Origin of the sequence: Streptomyces sp. NPDC127595 (assembly GCF_042671685.1) — a bacterium.
Lineage (GTDB): Bacteria > Actinomycetota > Actinomycetes > Streptomycetales > Streptomycetaceae > Streptomyces.
The window spans coordinates 363,830-377,767 of sequence record NZ_JBHXWK010000006.1 but is presented as its reverse complement, the minus strand read 5'-3'; the positions used below and the strand labels follow the sequence as shown (position 1 = coordinate 377,767).

The 13,938-nt window shown below is 71.4% G+C and carries 12 protein-coding genes and 2 pseudogenes; 6 read left to right on the top strand and 8 right to left on the bottom strand.

All coding sequences use genetic code 11. The features are described 5' to 3' along the window. Positions 1-52: 52 nt before the first annotated feature. Positions 53-2,023 (bottom strand): zinc ribbon domain-containing protein, encoded by a 1,971-nt coding sequence (locus ACFVKT_RS21595; protein ID WP_385733805.1) that lies wholly within the window; start codon positions 2,021-2,023, stop codon positions 53-55. A gap of 577 nt (positions 2,024-2,600) precedes the next feature. On the opposite strand from ACFVKT_RS21595, the gene ACFVKT_RS21590 reads away from it, so the two are divergent. After that, positions 2,601-2,984, top strand: a complete 384-nt coding sequence (locus tag ACFVKT_RS21590; protein ID WP_365432565.1) for a cold-shock protein — start codon at positions 2,601-2,603, stop codon at positions 2,982-2,984. A gap of 34 nt (positions 2,985-3,018) precedes the next feature. Here ACFVKT_RS21590 and ACFVKT_RS21585 read toward each other — a convergent pair whose 3' ends face one another. The 4 genes from ACFVKT_RS21585 to ACFVKT_RS21570 all read right to left on the bottom strand — a co-directional run bounded on the left by ACFVKT_RS21585 (position 3,019) and on the right by ACFVKT_RS21570 (position 6,748). Beyond that, entirely contained in the window at positions 3,019-3,879 is an 861-nt protein-coding gene (locus ACFVKT_RS21585; protein WP_385733803.1) for a 1,4-dihydroxy-6-naphthoate synthase, read from the bottom strand. Beyond that, the gene (locus ACFVKT_RS21580) at positions 3,869-4,630 is read right to left on the bottom strand and encodes a futalosine hydrolase (protein ID WP_385733801.1); all 762 of its coding nucleotides are present in this window, start codon (positions 4,628-4,630) and stop codon (positions 3,869-3,871) included. The genes ACFVKT_RS21585 and ACFVKT_RS21580 overlap by 11 nt, the downstream gene beginning before the upstream one ends. After that, the gene (locus ACFVKT_RS21575) at positions 4,600-5,073 is read right to left on the bottom strand and encodes a DUF2771 domain-containing protein (protein WP_385733799.1); all 474 of its coding nucleotides are present in this window, start codon (positions 5,071-5,073) and stop codon (positions 4,600-4,602) included. Before ACFVKT_RS21575 ends, ACFVKT_RS21580 begins: the two co-directional genes overlap by 31 nt. 250 nt (positions 5,074-5,323) lie before the next feature. Beyond that, positions 5,324-6,748 carry an MFS transporter gene (locus tag ACFVKT_RS21570; protein WP_385733797.1) on the bottom strand — a complete coding sequence of 475 codons (1,425 nt, stop codon included), beginning with the start codon at positions 6,746-6,748 and terminating at the stop codon, positions 5,324-5,326. A 456-nt stretch (positions 6,749-7,204) separates the two neighbouring features. Between ACFVKT_RS21570 and ACFVKT_RS21565 the strand changes: the two genes are divergently transcribed. Continuing rightward, positions 7,205-8,131 carry a DUF3027 domain-containing protein gene (locus ACFVKT_RS21565; protein WP_385733795.1) on the top strand — a complete coding sequence of 309 codons (927 nt, stop codon included), beginning with the start codon at positions 7,205-7,207 and terminating at the stop codon, positions 8,129-8,131. Positions 8,132-8,152: 21 nt separating this feature from the next. On the opposite strand, the gene ACFVKT_RS21560 is transcribed toward ACFVKT_RS21565, so the two are convergent. The 3 genes and pseudogenes from ACFVKT_RS21560 to ACFVKT_RS21550 form a co-directional block, all read right to left on the bottom strand. Next, complete coding sequence (locus tag ACFVKT_RS21560; protein ID WP_385733793.1) at positions 8,153-8,398, bottom strand: hypothetical protein; 246 nt, start codon at positions 8,396-8,398, stop codon at positions 8,153-8,155. Positions 8,399-8,405: 7 nt separating this feature from the next. Then, positions 8,406-8,753, bottom strand: coding sequence for a hypothetical protein (locus ACFVKT_RS21555; RefSeq protein ID WP_385733791.1), 348 nt, complete (start codon positions 8,751-8,753; stop codon positions 8,406-8,408). Between the two features lie 91 nt (positions 8,754-8,844). Next, positions 8,845-9,228 (bottom strand): annotated as a pseudogene (locus tag ACFVKT_RS21550) (helix-turn-helix domain-containing protein); the annotation flags it as partial. Between ACFVKT_RS21550 and ACFVKT_RS21545 the strand changes: the two are divergent. The 4 genes and pseudogenes from ACFVKT_RS21545 to ACFVKT_RS21530 all read left to right on the top strand — a co-directional run. Beyond that, a pseudogene (locus ACFVKT_RS21545) lies at positions 9,219-9,356 on the top strand (transcriptional regulator); the annotation flags it as partial. The pseudogenes ACFVKT_RS21550 and ACFVKT_RS21545 overlap by 10 nt on opposite strands. Then, on the top strand, positions 9,353-9,637 hold the full coding sequence (locus ACFVKT_RS21540; protein WP_385733789.1) for a DUF397 domain-containing protein: 285 nt from the start codon (positions 9,353-9,355) through the stop codon (positions 9,635-9,637). The pseudogene ACFVKT_RS21545 and the gene ACFVKT_RS21540, both read left to right, overlap by 4 nt. A 101-nt stretch (positions 9,638-9,738) precedes the next feature. Further along, positions 9,739-10,458: a PH domain-containing protein gene (locus tag ACFVKT_RS21535; protein ID WP_385733787.1), complete on the top strand. Its 720-nt coding sequence runs from the start codon at positions 9,739-9,741 to the stop codon at positions 10,456-10,458. A gap of 181 nt (positions 10,459-10,639) precedes the next feature. Then, on the top strand, positions 10,640-13,810 hold the full coding sequence (locus ACFVKT_RS21530; protein WP_385733785.1) for a sacsin N-terminal ATP-binding-like domain-containing protein: 3,171 nt from the start codon (positions 10,640-10,642) through the stop codon (positions 13,808-13,810). The last annotated feature ends 128 nt before the right edge of the window (positions 13,811-13,938 follow it).

Sequence of the window (13,938 nt, the reverse complement as noted above, 5' to 3'; positions counted from 1 at the left end):
GAACAATCCGGCGACGTCTTGTCAGCAGCCGCCGGAGCATTAGCGTCGCTGATCAGCTTGGTGATCCCGTATCAGACGTGGTGTCTGGTACGGGATCTGCCCATCGTGGAGGGGTGGCGTGGGCGTGTAGGTGGAAGCCCGCGCCCAGTGCTGTTCCTCGTGGCCGGTGACCGGCTGCGCTGGGTGTGCTGATCGTCGTCACGCGCTGGTGCCGGTGGGCTGCGCGGGGCAGCCGGGGCCGGTCCGGGTGAGCGTGTCCCTCCGGACGCTTGCCCGCCGGACCTGTTGGTCTGGTGGGGGAGGGTGTCCGGCGTCGCCTGGGCGTCGGACGTGCTGCGTGGTGCCGGGTGGGTCCGGTCTTGGACCGGTCCGTCCGGTTGCTCTTCGGCGCGGGTGTGATTACCGCGCCCGCTTCGAGTGTGTCGATCACTGTGCGGACCAGCAGGGAACCTGTGGTGCGGTCGGTCGCAGTCCTTGCCTGGTGGGTGAGGCCACGCGCGGCGATGCGTTGCCAGGCGCCCGTGTCGCGGTCGCCCTGCCAGCCGCAAGAGCCGCACAGCGCCCATTTCCAGCCGGGAGTGGTGGGCCGGTCGGGGGCCTTGCGGTGCCGCAGTGGCACCAGGCACCGCGGACAGTGTCTGGAGGTGCCTCGGGCCGGGACAGTGACGACGGCGATACCCGCCTCGGCCGCTGTGTGCCGTATCCGGTCCATGATCTGGCCGCGCACAGTCTGGGACAGACGGGCGTTCATCGCGCGGCCCATGCCTTTGGCCTCCATCGAGCGGAGGTCTTCTACGTAGATCACACTCGCTCCGGCGGCGATGGCCTGGTCCACGGCCCATCGCGCGGCAGCCCAAGCGAGGGCCTCGTTGAGGTTCGACCGGCGGTCGGACACATGCCGGATCTCGTCGGCCAGCACCGCGTACTTCACCGCCAGGCCGGGCCGGTCGGCTCCGCTGGTCAGCCGCTGGTACTGGTCGGCCTTGGCCTGCAGGTGCTCGCCTTGGCGACGCAGCCGGTGCTGCTTGGCCAGAACCCCGGCGGCGCGGAACATGCCGCCGGCCCCGAGGGTGGTGATGGTGCCGTCGGCGTGCAGCTGGGCAGTGCCGGCGGACAGCAGCGTGTTCAGGCCCCAGTCCACGCCCAAGGCGATCACGTGTCCGCTCCGCCGCAGCTTCGGGACGGCGTGGGTGTAGGTGAGGTCGGCTCGCACCCGGCCCTGGCGGAGGCGCAGGGTCGGTAGGTGCAGCAGCGCGTCGGCCGGAATCGTCGGCGGCAGCTTGAGCGGGCAGGCTACCCAGGTCCAGTCCGCGTAGGACCGTGGATCAGGGCGGGTCGGCAGTTGCAGGCGCAGCAGTGCCCGGCGCGGATCGTCGGCGCGTTCGATGGTGGCCTGCTGCCCGTCGCACGCCGACAGCAACAGCATCCGCGCCGTGCGGGGCGCGGCCTCCACCTCGAACCCGTCGACCGGCATCCGGCTGCTCCGTCTGGCGAACGCGCTGATCTGCCGGGTACGGGACTTGATGACGCCGGACGGCAGTGACCGCCCGCCGGGCACCGCCTCACGCACCGCTTCCCATTCCTGCGGTGTGCGCTTGGCAGGGTCAGAGGGCCAGGTGGCGAGCACCCCGTCGGTCACGTCGGCACGCCACTTCACGGAGCGCAGTGTCCGTCCGGCCGACTCCTGGGCCATCCGGACGATGCGGTCATTGACCCGGATGTCCTCGCACGGGCCGACCGTCCAGCCCAGGCGGCGCAGGGCCATCCAGGCCTTCGACGGCAGCCTGCGGCCTCCGGCGTCCTCACCGGCGGCCAGTACGTCCACATCGAAAGTGTTCCAGTGCTCGGCCAGCAGGGCAGCGGCCATGCCGGACACCAGATCAGCCGCCCAGCCCACCCGCTCCACCAGCAGGCCAGTGGGCAGGAATTGGCCCGTCCTCTCCTCGACGCCCCCACGCAGCAGACCACGGGCACAGGCGGTGCGGGCCGTCTCGCCCTCGCCGAGCGGCAGCTTCCGGCTCATCGACGCCCCTCCCGCCCGTGATGCTGTCATCCGATCAACGACAACCCTACGAAAGGTCACGCATTCGATCCACGCACTCACATGCGACCCCAGGACTCGTACCGGACCCATGCCATGACGCCTGCAGATGACGAGTCACGACGGATACCTAAGGGGCGCCCGGGAGGGGAACGGCAACGGCGCACATCGGATACGCCCGAGCCTCGACGGATGACGAAGACACAGCTTCAGATCGACGCTCTCAAGGAAGCCGGCTGCTCCCGGATCGTCATTGACAGTGCGTCCGGCAAGAGCACGGACCGCCGGAGCATAAAGCCGTTCTCAACTGCATGAGAGAGGACAACTCCCAGCGCATTGCCAAGGCTCTTGGAGTCTCCCGTGGCCGCTTACCAGCACATTGGGTAGCCCCTCGCACTGCCCCCACCACTTTGAGCCTCTGCCGACACAGGCAGGTGCCCGGCCTCGTTTTAACGCGTGTTGGGTTGGAGAGACCCCCGGTAGAGTTGTTCGACGGCAGGTCGACAGTGGTTCAACCGGCGTCCGGGAGCGTCCGGGACCGATAGAGGGAGCGTGTGCTTTGCCGACTGGCAAGGTCAAGTGGTTCAACAGTGAGAAGGGCTTCGGCTTTCTCTCCCGCGACGACGGCGGCGACGTCTTCGTTCATTCCTCGGTCCTGCCCGCCGGAGTCGAAGTCCTCAAGCCCGGCCAGCGCGTGGAGTTCGGTGTCGTCGCCGGCCAGCGCGGCGACCAGGCGCTTTCGGTGGTCCTCCTGGACCCGACGCCCTCCGTGGCGGTCGCGCAGCGCCGCAAGCCGGACGAACTGGCGTCCATCGTCCAGGATCTGACGACCCTTCTCGAAAACATCACGCCAATGCTGGAGAGAGGCCGTTACCCCGACAAGGCCTCCGGCAGCAAGATCGCGGGTCTGTTGCGAGCGGTCGCCGATCAGCTCGACGTATAACCGGTATCGCTCATATCGTCCGTATCAACGGTGTCTACGGGAAGTTCAGCGCATGCGGGCCGAGGGGCGGCACCAGCCCCTCGGCCGCCGCTCGCGTCAGCAGCCCCCTGATCGCCGCGTAGCCGTCGTCGCCGAGATCGGCCGTGAACTCGTTCACGTACAGGCCGATGTGCTGGTCGGCGACGGCCGGGTCCATCTCCTGGGAGTGTTCCAGGACGTAGGGGCGGGAGATCTCCGGGTCGTCCCAGGCCATCCGGACCGACGTACGGGCCGCCGCGGCGAGCGCGGTGAGCCGCTCCTCGCCCAGCGAGCGCTTGGCGATGATCGCGCCCAGCGGGATGGGCAGGCCGGTTGTCCGCTCCCAGTGTTCGCCCATGTCGGCGAGCTTGTGCAGCCCGTAGTTCTGGTACGTGAAACGCGCCTCGTGGATGACGAGTCCCGCGTCGACCTTCCCGTCCCGTACGGCGGGCATGATCTCGTGGAACGGCATCACCACGACCTCGCCGACCCCGCCGGGGAGCGTGTCCGCGGCCCACAGGCGGAAGAGCAGATACGCCGTCGACCGCTCGCTCGGCACGGCGACCGTACGGCCCGTGAGGTCCGTGCCGGCTTCCCGGGTGAGGACAAGAGGGCCGCAGCCCCGGCCCAGCGCGCCCCCGCACGGCAGCAGCGCGTACTCGTCGAGGACGTACGGCAGCACGGCGTACGACACCTTCAGCACATCGAACTCGCCGCGCTCGGCCATGCCGTTGGTGATGTCGATGTCCGCGAAGGTGACGTCGAGCGCGGGCGCGCCCGGCACGCGGTCGTGGGCCCAGGCGTCGAAGACGAAGGTGTCGTTCGGGCAGGGCGAGTACGCGATCTTCAGCGGCTCAGGCAGCTTCTCAGGGCTCATGTGGGTTCCAACTCTCCAGTACGGGCGCGAGCTTCCCGAAGGTCTCGGTGAGGGCCGTGAGCGCCTCGCCGATGCGCCAGGCGGCGCGGTCGCGCGGGCCGACGGGGTTGGAGACGGCGCGCAGCTCCAGTACGGGCACGCCGTGTGCGGCGGCGGCCTCGGCGACCCCGAAGCCCTCCATCGCCTCGGCGAGGGCGCGGGGGTGGCGGGCGCGCAGTTCGGCGGCGCGGGCGGCGCTGCCGGTGACCGTCGAGACGGTCAGGATCGTTCCGGCGCGGCCTCCCGTGGCGGCCACGAGGTCTCGTACGAGTGAAGGGGGCGGACGGTGACTGACGGCCCCGAAGCCGAGTTCGGTCACCGGCACGAATCCGTCGGCTGTCTCGGCGCCCAGGTCCGCCACCGTGATCTCGTCGGCGACGACGAGGGAGCCGACGGGAGCGTCGGGCTGGAAACCGCCGGCGATGCCCGTGGAGATGACGAGGTCGTACGGGGTGCCCGCCAGGGCGGCCGCGGTGAGGGCGGCGGCGGTGGACGCGGCGGCGAGGGCGGGACCGACGCCGGCGGCGAGCAGGTCGTGGGAGCCGGGGGCCCGGTGAAGGGTTGCCCCGGGGAACTGGACCTCAAGGAAGGTCCGGGGCGCGAACGCCTGTGCCACCGCGTCCCGTTCGACCGGGACGGCGGTGGCCACGAGGACACGTGCCGCGGCTACGGAGGACGTGGTCAGGAGTCCTTCTTGAGCGTGAAGGACCACAGACCGCTGACCGTCGTGTCGCCCTCCTTGATGGAGACGAGCGTGGAGTTGCCGCTCGCGCCGTACTGCGCGTTGAAGAACACGCTGCCGGGGATCGTGCGGTACGTCTTCTTGCTGGAGTCGGTCAGCGGCTGACCGTTCATCAGGATCGTCCAGCCCTTGTCGGCGATGTCGGGGTCCACACCGAACCGCACGGTCTCGTCGGGGTCGACCGTGATGGACTTGATGTCCTTGGCCTTGAGGCACTTGGCCAGCTCATCGGTCTTCACCTCCTTGCCGTCGTTGTAGCAGTCGGTCTCGGAGCTCACCGAGTTGTCGCCGACCGTGATGGTGGCCAGCGGCGTCGGCTTGTCACAGGCGGACAGGGCGAGAAGTCCGGCGGATACGGCTCCGACGGCGGCGACGGCGCGACGGCGGCGCGCGGCGCTGAATCCAGAGGTCATAGGCGAAGGTTATCGGGCACGTCCACCGGTCCCCCCACGTGGGGTACGGCGTGCCGCGACCGGTGCGTACGGGGGGCGACCGGCGGACCGGCGGACCGGGGTACGGGGTGCCGCGACCGGCGGACCGGGGTAGGGGGTGTCGTGACCGCGGTACGGCAAGGCGGACCGGGGTACCGGGTGTCGTGACCGCGGTACTGCAAGGCGGACCGGGGTCCGGCGTGCCGCGGGCGGCGGGTCCCGGCCGGCGCGGCTATTCCACGCGTCGCCGTGCGATGCCCCCGTGCCGGGCCACCCCGATCAGCCCCCGCACGGTGGTGAGCCAGCCGGTGGCGACGATCGCGGCGCCCACGGAGAGCCCGAGCGTGCCGTTCAGAGGCAGCGCCATGCCGATGCCGCCGCCGATGACCCAGGCCATCTGCAGGATCGTCTCGGAGCGCGCGAAGGCGGACGTACGGACGAGTTCGGGTACGTCCCGCTGGATCAGCGCGTCCAGGGACAGCTTGGCGAGTGCCTGCGCGAAACCGGCGACCGCGGCCAGACAGGCCACCAGGACCGCGCCGAAGAACACCGCGGCGATGATCGCCGCCGCCAGCACGAACGCGACGACCGTCACGATGATGATCTCGGGAGCGCGCGATTTCAGCCAAGCTCCGACCGCCGTGCCGAGCGCGTTGCCCGCACCCGCCGAGACGCCCACTATCGCCAGCGAGGCCGCCGCGCTCGCCCCGGCCAGCGGATGCTCGCGCATCAGGAAGGCCAGGAAGAAGATCAGGAAGCCGGAGAGACAGCGCAGGGCGGCGTTCGCCGCGAGGGCATGTGTGACGGCCGTGCCGACCGTACGCAGCCCGGGGCGCGGGACCTTCTTCAGGTGCGGCCCGTGCAGATGCTCCGGGTCCGCCGCGAGCAGCGCCTTGTCCTCGCCCTTGGCCGAGTCGACCTTCGGCGGCAGCGAGAACGACAGGAACATCCCCGCGATGAAGATCACGAAGGCGCCGTAGAGCGGATAGCGCGGGCCGAGTGCCTGGAGCCCCGCCCCGATCGGCGCCGCCACACCGGTGGCGAGCAGCCCCCCGAGGGTGACCCGGGAGTTCGCCTTCACCAGGGAGAACCCCGGTGGCAGCAGTCGTGGCACGACGGCGCTGCGCACCACCCCGTACGCCTTGGACGACACCAGCACGCCCAGTGCGGCGGGATACAGCTCGATGCCACCGGTCACCACCGCGCCCGACAGCAGCAGCGCGAGGAAGGCCCGGGCGAGCATCGCGCCCGCCATCGCGGCGCGCCGGCCGTGCGGTACGCGGTCCAGGAGCGGGCCGATCACGGGGGCGAGGAGCGTGAAGGGCGCCATGGTGATGGCGAGGTAGAGCGCGACGCGGCCGCGGGCCTCGTCCGTGGGCACCGAGAAGAAGACGGTGGAGGCCAGGGCGACGGTGATCATGACGTCGCCCGCGCCGTTCACCCCGTGCAGCTCGATCAGTTTCCCGAGCCCCGACTCGCCCGCGCCGTGCGCGTGCGTCGCCTTGCGGATGCCGCGTGCGGTTCCCGTGACCGGGAAGTGCAGGGCGCGGCCGACCGCACGGACGGACCCGCTCACCCGGGTCGATCCGCCACCTCGGCTACTCCCCTTGGAGCCACCGATCCCGGTGGCTCCGTGGGGCGACCTTGCGCCTGCCACCCCGTCATAGTGCCCCGAGATGGGGGTGCGTAGTGCGGTTACCGCGCGTATGGGGGCCGAGTGGGGTGGGGTGGGGGCGCGCGGGGAGGGTTTGTTTTTCGGTGCTTTCCAGCCGACTGAGTCGGGCGGGTGGGTGGTAAACATCGCCGCGGGGCGGCGGGGAGACGGCCGCGGAGCGGCGGGGGGTCGGGTCGCGGAGCGGCTAAAAACCCGGCGCGGAGCGCCGAAGAGGCCCGCCGGTGTGGGCCCAGGGGCCAGGAGAAGGTAGCGTGCGTAGCGCGCCAGTGGCGATTGTTCTCGGCCGCGCGCCTCTCGGTCATCCCGCAGAATGGATGACGTAGGTGCGCCCGAGTGCGATCGGGCGCGGACGTCGACGCGGTCCTCCGGTCCGCTCCGTCCGCACCCCCGCCGTGGAATGGCGCACCCGTGAGACGGCGTAGGAGAGAAGCGATACCTGTGAGCGCAGCGACCACGCGAAGCCGCACCCCCGACCGCCTGTGCGCCGAGGCGGTCGACCTCGCCCGTGCCGCCGCCGAGGAGGCCGCCGCACCCGGCGTCGTCGGCGAGCATGTGGAACTCGTCTCGGAAGGCGACCGGGTCGTCACGCACTTCTTCGAGTGCAAGGAGATGGGCTACCGCGGCTGGCGATGGGCCGTGACCGTCGCCCGAGCCTCCCGCGCGAAGCTCGTCACCCTCGACGAGACCGTGCTGCTGCCCGGCCCCGACTCCCTCCTGGCCCCCGAGTGGGTGCCGTGGAGCGAGCGGCTGCGCCCCGGTGACCTCGGTCCCGGTGACCTGCTGCCCACGGACGCCGAGGATCTGCGTCTGGAGCCGGGTTACACCGGTGAGGACGAGCCCCCGCCGAACTCGCCCCTCTCCGAGGAGATGGCCGAGCTGGTGGAGGCGGAGGACGCCGAGGTCTCGGGTGTGACGCCCGCGGACCTGCTGCTCGCGCCCCGGCGTGGTTCGATCGCGTCCGTCGCCGAGGAGCTGGGGCTGCGGCGGACGCGTGTCCTCTCCCGGTACGGGCTGCATGTCGCGGCCGACCGATGGGAGGAGTCGTACGGGCCGAAGACGCCCATGGCGCAGGCTGCGCCGGCGTCGTGCGTCAGCTGCGGCTTCCTCAACCGGATCGGCGGGTCGCTCGGGCAGGCGTTCGGTGTATGTGCGAACGAGTTCTCACCGGCCGACGGCCACGTGGTCTCCCTCGCCTACGGCTGCGGCGGCCACTCGGAGGCCGCGGTCATGCCCGCACCGCCGCGTCCGGCGCCGCACGTGATCGACGAGACCCGGGTGGACCCCTTTCCCCTCCGCCCGGCTCCGGATTCCGGTTCGGTGCCGGAGGTCTCGGACGAGGCTGCGGCGGAGTTGGGGCACTCCTAGGTCGGTGGGCGCGTCAGTGGTTCAGAATCCCAGGTACGTGATCTGAACGACGTAGACGCGTTCGCTACGCACGATGACCTGATACGTGAACATGCCGCCCGGCACGATGATGTTGCCGCCCTTCGGGTCGATGCCTTGGTGGGCCCGGCCGTGGATATGGACGGCTTCAGCGGCTCTGACCAGCTCTTCCGCCTTTCCTTCCACTCTGGTGAGGAAGTCGGCCGGAGCGGTGCGGCGGCTTCCTCCGCGCCGAAGGCGTACTCCCATTTCCAACTCAACCGCGTACTGCCTTCATAGCTTCGTCCAGGACGGCGCTCAGCTCCCGCAGGGCTTCCCCAGCAGTGGCAGGGTCCTCGTGTTCCAGCGTGCTCTGCGCGTGGGCGAGACGAGAGGAAAGACCGGGGCGACGGGCGATTTCGATGTCCCTGGCCCACATCAGGACCCAGCTCTGCACCGGGCTCAGGGACTGCCACTCGACAGCCTGCGCAAAGGCTTCGTCCTTCGTGGCCTGCTTCTCCTCCAAGCGGCCCGGGGCAACGACGGCCAAGGCCGCGCGCAGGGCGTCAGGGGTCTGCGCGGGGCGGGGAATCAGCTCGCGTCCGTGGTCGGCCAGTGTGCTCATGGTGTCCTCCAGGAGTGCCCTGCCCAGGCTATCCGGCCGGGGCGGCGGCGAAGAGGGCTCCTCGGTGGCGGGAACGGCAAGGATCACCATGCTAGGCGCCCTCCGAAGGGTCGGTTCGGCAGTGGCGGCAGCGACCTGGTGTGAGGGAGCGGAACGCGCGGTCGCAGCCGTCGCAGTTCTGGAGCGGGTGCCGTACGTCCGGGGGCGTGGCCGGGACCCGGAACGGCGGCAGCGGTGGCAGTTGGGCTTTCAGTCGGTGGGCCAGGAAGGCTGCCGGGCGGCGTAGGTCCTCGGGTGGCAGGTCCGCTGTCAGGGCGTGGCGTACGGCGGTGGGGGTGAGGTCGCGCTCCAGCCAGGCGGCGACGCCGAGGGCGAGATGTTCGGCGTCGGTGGCGGAGAGGAGGAGGCGGGGGTCCTCGCGGCGGAGACCGGCGAGGAGGTCGGTGGCCTGCTGGAGGAGGGTGGGGGCCGGGTAGCGGCCGCCCGACCTCGGATCCGAAACAGCTGCGCATCCTCGAACTGCGATATGGCACCATCCGGGCGCAGGCTCTCTCTCCGCGGGAGTCGCTGACCCTCATTGAGCAACTGCTGGGAGAAACATGATCCGCAAGACCGTTGCCGGGGACGCCTCCGAACTGGCGTGGTTCAAGAGCAGTTACAGCAGCGGCAACGATGGAAACTCCTGTGTGGAGGTCGCGCTGGACTGGTTCAAGAGCAGCTACAGCAGCGGCACCGATGGCGACTCCTGCGTCGAGATCGCGGCAACCCCCCGAACCATCCACGTCCGCGACTCCAAATGCCTCGACACCGGCCCCCAACTCGCCCTCACCCCCCAGGCCTGGGCCGACTTCGTGCCGTACGCGACCCGGGGTTCCCGGATCTGACCTGCGCACTCCGGCCCGGACGCGTTCACAGTGACCGGATATAGCATCCCCCCGCCCTCATACGTCTGCCATGCAGGGCCTTGAAAGCGGGGGGAGTTGCGATGAGCGACGGGGTCGAGCGGGAGTACCGCGGGCGGCGGGTTGTGCCGGCGGTGTACGTCAGCTTGGTGGGCGTGGCGGTGATAGTCGCCATCGGAGTACTGAACGCGACGACGTTGTCCGGGCAGAAGGCCTCGGACGTGATGGTCCCGGCGCTCTGGCTGTTCCTCGGTATCCGGGTGGTCCTGGAGCAGTGGTGGGAGCGGGCGTTCGTCACCGCCGACGGGATCACCGTACGAGGGCCGTTGCGTACCCGCACCTGGGCCTGGACCGAGATCTACGGCGTCCAGGTCGAGAACAGAGGGTGGGGCAGCTGGGGCAGCCCCCACTGGCCGGCGTATCTCTACCGCACCGACGGGCGCCGGGTTCGCCTCCCCCACTTCGACGAGCTTCAGCTGGACGATCCGATAGCCGAGGCCACCGACCTGGGCGCCACCGCCGTACGGCTCGGGCTCACGTCCTTTGAGACGCGGCCCGAGGTGGAGGAGCGCATCCGGCGAGAGGCGCGACGGCGCACGGCGTGGCAGCGGGCGTTGGGCGCCGGCCTGGTCGTCGTGGTCGCCCTGTTCGTCCGTGACTTCTGGATGATCTTCACCGACCGGCCCACGCTCTCGTTCCTGCTCCTCCTGGGCATCCCCCTCCTCTGCATCCCCGTCTTCTTCCTCGTCCTGGACCGCCTCGGCGAGGTCCTCGCCGCCCGGCGCTCCCCGGGCGAGGCCTGAGGACGTACTGGCCTGACCTGGGCGTTCGCAAGATCGGCGGGAGGGTTTTCCGGGTCCGGCCTCGTGACAGACCGCATCGGAGTGGGCGGCGAGTCAGCCGGCATCCACCGCGCGGTACCTTCATGCGGCGACGGTCGACCCCACCGAGCAGTCGCGGTACCGCAAGAGGAGAGTGACCACCGTGAGCAAGTTCGTGCGGCCGGCAGCCGAGGGCGCGGACCCGTTCGGGACGGCGCGCCTACGACGCGGGGTACTGGACGCCTGGGCGACAAGCCCGGCCCGGTTCCGCGAGGACGCCAACGCCGAGGAGGACCTCGTACTCGGCGGGTACCGTGACCGCCTGGTCGTGGAGCTCGCCCAGAACGCGGCCGACGCCGCGGCGCGGGCGCAGGTTCCCGGACGTCTCCGGCTCACCCTCCGCGACGGCGTGCTCGTCGCGGCCAACACGGGTGCCCCGCTCGACGCGACGGGCGTCGAGTCGCTCTCCACGCTCCGCGCCTCCGCGAAGCGGGACGCCGACGACACGGCGGTCGGCCGCTTCGGCGTCGGCTTCGCCGCGGTTCTCGCGGTGACCGACGAGCCCGCGGTGGTGGGCCGGCACGGCGGCGTCCGCTGGGCCCTCGCCGAGGCCCGCGACCTGGCCTCGGAGACCGCCCGGCACAGTCCTGGCCTGGGTGACGAGATCCGCCGCCGGGACGGCCATGTGCCCCTGCTCCGGCTGCCGTTCGCCGCCGAGGGCACGGCCCCGGACCCGTACGACACCGCCGTGATCCTCCCGCTGCGGGACCCCGCCGCCCAGGATCTCGCCGAGCGGCTTCTCCAGAACGTCGACGACGCGCTGCTCCTCGCGCTGCCCGGCCTCGAAGAGGTCGCCGTGGAGATCGGCGACGGCGAGGCGCGCACCCTGCGCCGTCGCGCCGACGAGCACGGCGTCGTCATCGAGGACTCCCGCGACGGCACCACCCGCTGGCGCACCGTCTTCCACCACGGCGCCCTCGAACCCGCGCTGCTCGCCGACCGCCCGGTGGAGGAACGGCTGCGCCCGCACTGGTCGGTGACCTGGGCCGTCCCCGTGGACGCCGACGGCGCTCCGGCCAAGCCCCGCACCAGCCCCGTCGTGCACGCGCCCACGCCGAGCGACGAACCCCTGGGCGTACCCGCGCTGTTGATCGCCTCCCTCCCGCTCGACACCACCCGCCGTCACGCGGCCCCCGGCCCTCTCACCGGCTTCATCGTGGAGCGCGCGGCGGACGCGTACGCCGAACTGCTCGCCGACTGGAGCCCGGTGGCCACGGGGATCATCGACCTCGTGCCCGGCCCGCTCGGCAAGGGCGAACTGGACGGCTCCCTGCGGCAGGCGATCCTGGAGCGGCTGCCGCGCACCGCGTTCCTGCCGCCCGCTGCCCCGCCGGACACCGCCGTCGTCCCGGAGACTCCTCCCGACTGGCCCGACGCCGACGTCAGCAACGCGGAGAACCCTCTCGCCCTGCGCCCCCGTGACGCCGAGGTCGTCGAGGGCGCGGGTGCCGAGACCGTCCAGGTACTGGCCGAGGTACTGCCCAGCCTGCTGCCCGCCGGGCTCGAACGCCGGGCGGAACTGCGGACGTTGGGTGTCGCCCGGGTCCCGCTCACCGAGGCCGTGGACCGGCTGGCGGGCCTGGAGAAGGACCCGGGCTGGTGGCGGCGGCTGTACGACAGCCTCGCCGGCGTCGACCCCGACCGGCTCTCGGGGCTGCCCGTGCCGCTGGCCGACGGCCGTACGACCATCGGCCCCCGGCAGGTCCTGCTGCCCCTCCCCGACGACGCGCAGGCCGCCGCCCCCGACACCCTCGCCCGGCTCGGCCTCAAGGTCGCCCACCCGGACGCCGCCCACCCGCTCCTGGAGAAGCTGGGCGCCCTTCCGGCCACCCCCCGCGCCGTCCTCACCACCCCGCAGGTGCGCGCGGCTGTGGCGGCCTCCCTCGACGACGAGGGCGGCAACTGGGAGGAGGACACCCCGGACGCCGAGGAGCTGGCCGACACCGTCCTCGCGCTCGTCCGCGCCGCCGGTCTCGAACCCGGTGACGAGCCCTGGCTAGGTGCCCTCGCCCTGCCCGACGAGGAGGGCGAGCCCGCGCCCGCGGGTGAACTGGTGCTGCCGGGCAGCCCGTTCGCCCAGGTCATGCGCGAGGACGAACTCGCCTTCGTCGACGCCGAGTTGGCCGACCGCTGGGGCGAGCAGCCGCTGGCCGCCTGTGGCGTCCTCGCCAACTTCACCCTCGTACGCGCCACCGATGTGGTCCTGGACCCGGACGAACTGGAGCCGCGCGACTCCGACTTCGCGGAGCCCGACGACGCGGGTCTGCTCGATGCCGTCGACGTGTGGTGCGAGGACGTCCTCGACCGGCTGCCCGACACGCCTGTGCCGCCCGTCGCCACCGAGATCGTCGCCGTACGGGACCTGGATCTCGTCGACGACGACCGCTGGCCGCAGGCCCTCGCCCTGCTGTCGCAGCCGCCCCTGCGGGACGCGATCACCCAGCCGGTGCGGCTGCTGCTGCCGGACGGGACGCACGAGATCGTACGGTCGTACACGGCCTGGTGGCTGCGCGGTCACCCCGTCCTCGACGGGCGTCGCCCGGCCGGGCTGCGGTCCGCCGGCGGCGACCCGCTGCTGCACGGTCTCTACGACGCCGCCGACGCGAGCGGTTTCGAGGACGAGCAGGTGCTGCGGGCGCTGGGCGTACGGACCTCGGTGGCCGCCCTCCTCGACGAGCCCGGCGGTGCGGCCGAACTCCTGGACCGCCTCGCCGACCCGGACCGTGAGGTCTCCGGCGCCCAACTGCACGCCCTCTACGGCGCCTTGGCCGACCTCGACCCCGAGCAGGTCACCCTGCCGGACGAGCTGCGAGCCGTTGTCGACGGACAGGTGACCGTCGTGGACGCGGCCGACGCCATGGTCGTGGACTCACCCGACCTGCTGCCCTTCACGGGCGGTGTGCCGCTGCTCCCGGTACGGCCGGCGCGGGCCGCCGAACTCGCCGAGCTGTTCCAGGTGCGGCGGCTGAGCGAGTCGGTTACCGGCGTGGTCGACTCCGAGGGCGCCGAGCACGACGTACCGGAGTCGGTGCGGGTGCTGCTCGGGCCCGCCACCCCGGCGTCGTACACCGAGCACGAGGAACTCGTCGTCGACGGCGTCGAGCTGGACTGGCTCCGCACCCGCGACGGCGTGCTGCACGCCGCCACCCTGGAGGGCGTCGCCGCCGCCCTCGCCTGGGCGGCCGGCCAGTGGCCCCGCCGCTTCGAGGTCGCGGCCCTCCTGGAGGACCCGTCCCGCACGGAGGAACTGGAACGGGACCGCTGGTTCGACTGAGAGCCCCTTCGAGCGCGTGAAACATTCACTCGAAGAAACTTCACAGAGTCGTACAACCTTTCACTTCTGCCCCAGGTCTGTTCTGTGGAGTCACCAGACTCCACAGACTCGAACGGGCGCCGCGGAAG

Excerpts from the sequence above, each read along its gene's own strand:
- ACFVKT_RS21595 (WP_385733805.1), bottom strand. The coding sequence starts at position 2,023 with ATGAGCCGGAAGCTGCCGCTCGGCGAGGGCGAGACGGCCCGCACCGCC.
- ACFVKT_RS21560 (WP_385733793.1), bottom strand. The coding sequence starts at position 8,398 with ATGGGAGTACGCCTTCGGCGCGGAGGAAGCCGCCGCACCGCTCCGGCC.
- ACFVKT_RS21575 (WP_385733799.1), bottom strand. The coding sequence starts at position 5,073 with ATGACCTCTGGATTCAGCGCCGCGCGCCGCCGTCGCGCCGTCGCCGCC.
- ACFVKT_RS21555 (WP_385733791.1), bottom strand. The coding sequence starts at position 8,753 with ATGAGCACACTGGCCGACCACGGACGCGAGCTGATTCCCCGCCCCGCG.
- ACFVKT_RS21585 (WP_385733803.1), bottom strand. The coding sequence starts at position 3,879 with ATGAGCCCTGAGAAGCTGCCTGAGCCGCTGAAGATCGCGTACTCGCCC.
- ACFVKT_RS21535 (WP_385733787.1), top strand. The coding sequence starts at position 9,739 with ATGAGCGACGGGGTCGAGCGGGAGTACCGCGGGCGGCGGGTTGTGCCG.
- ACFVKT_RS21540 (WP_385733789.1), top strand. The coding sequence starts at position 9,353 with ATGATCCGCAAGACCGTTGCCGGGGACGCCTCCGAACTGGCGTGGTTC.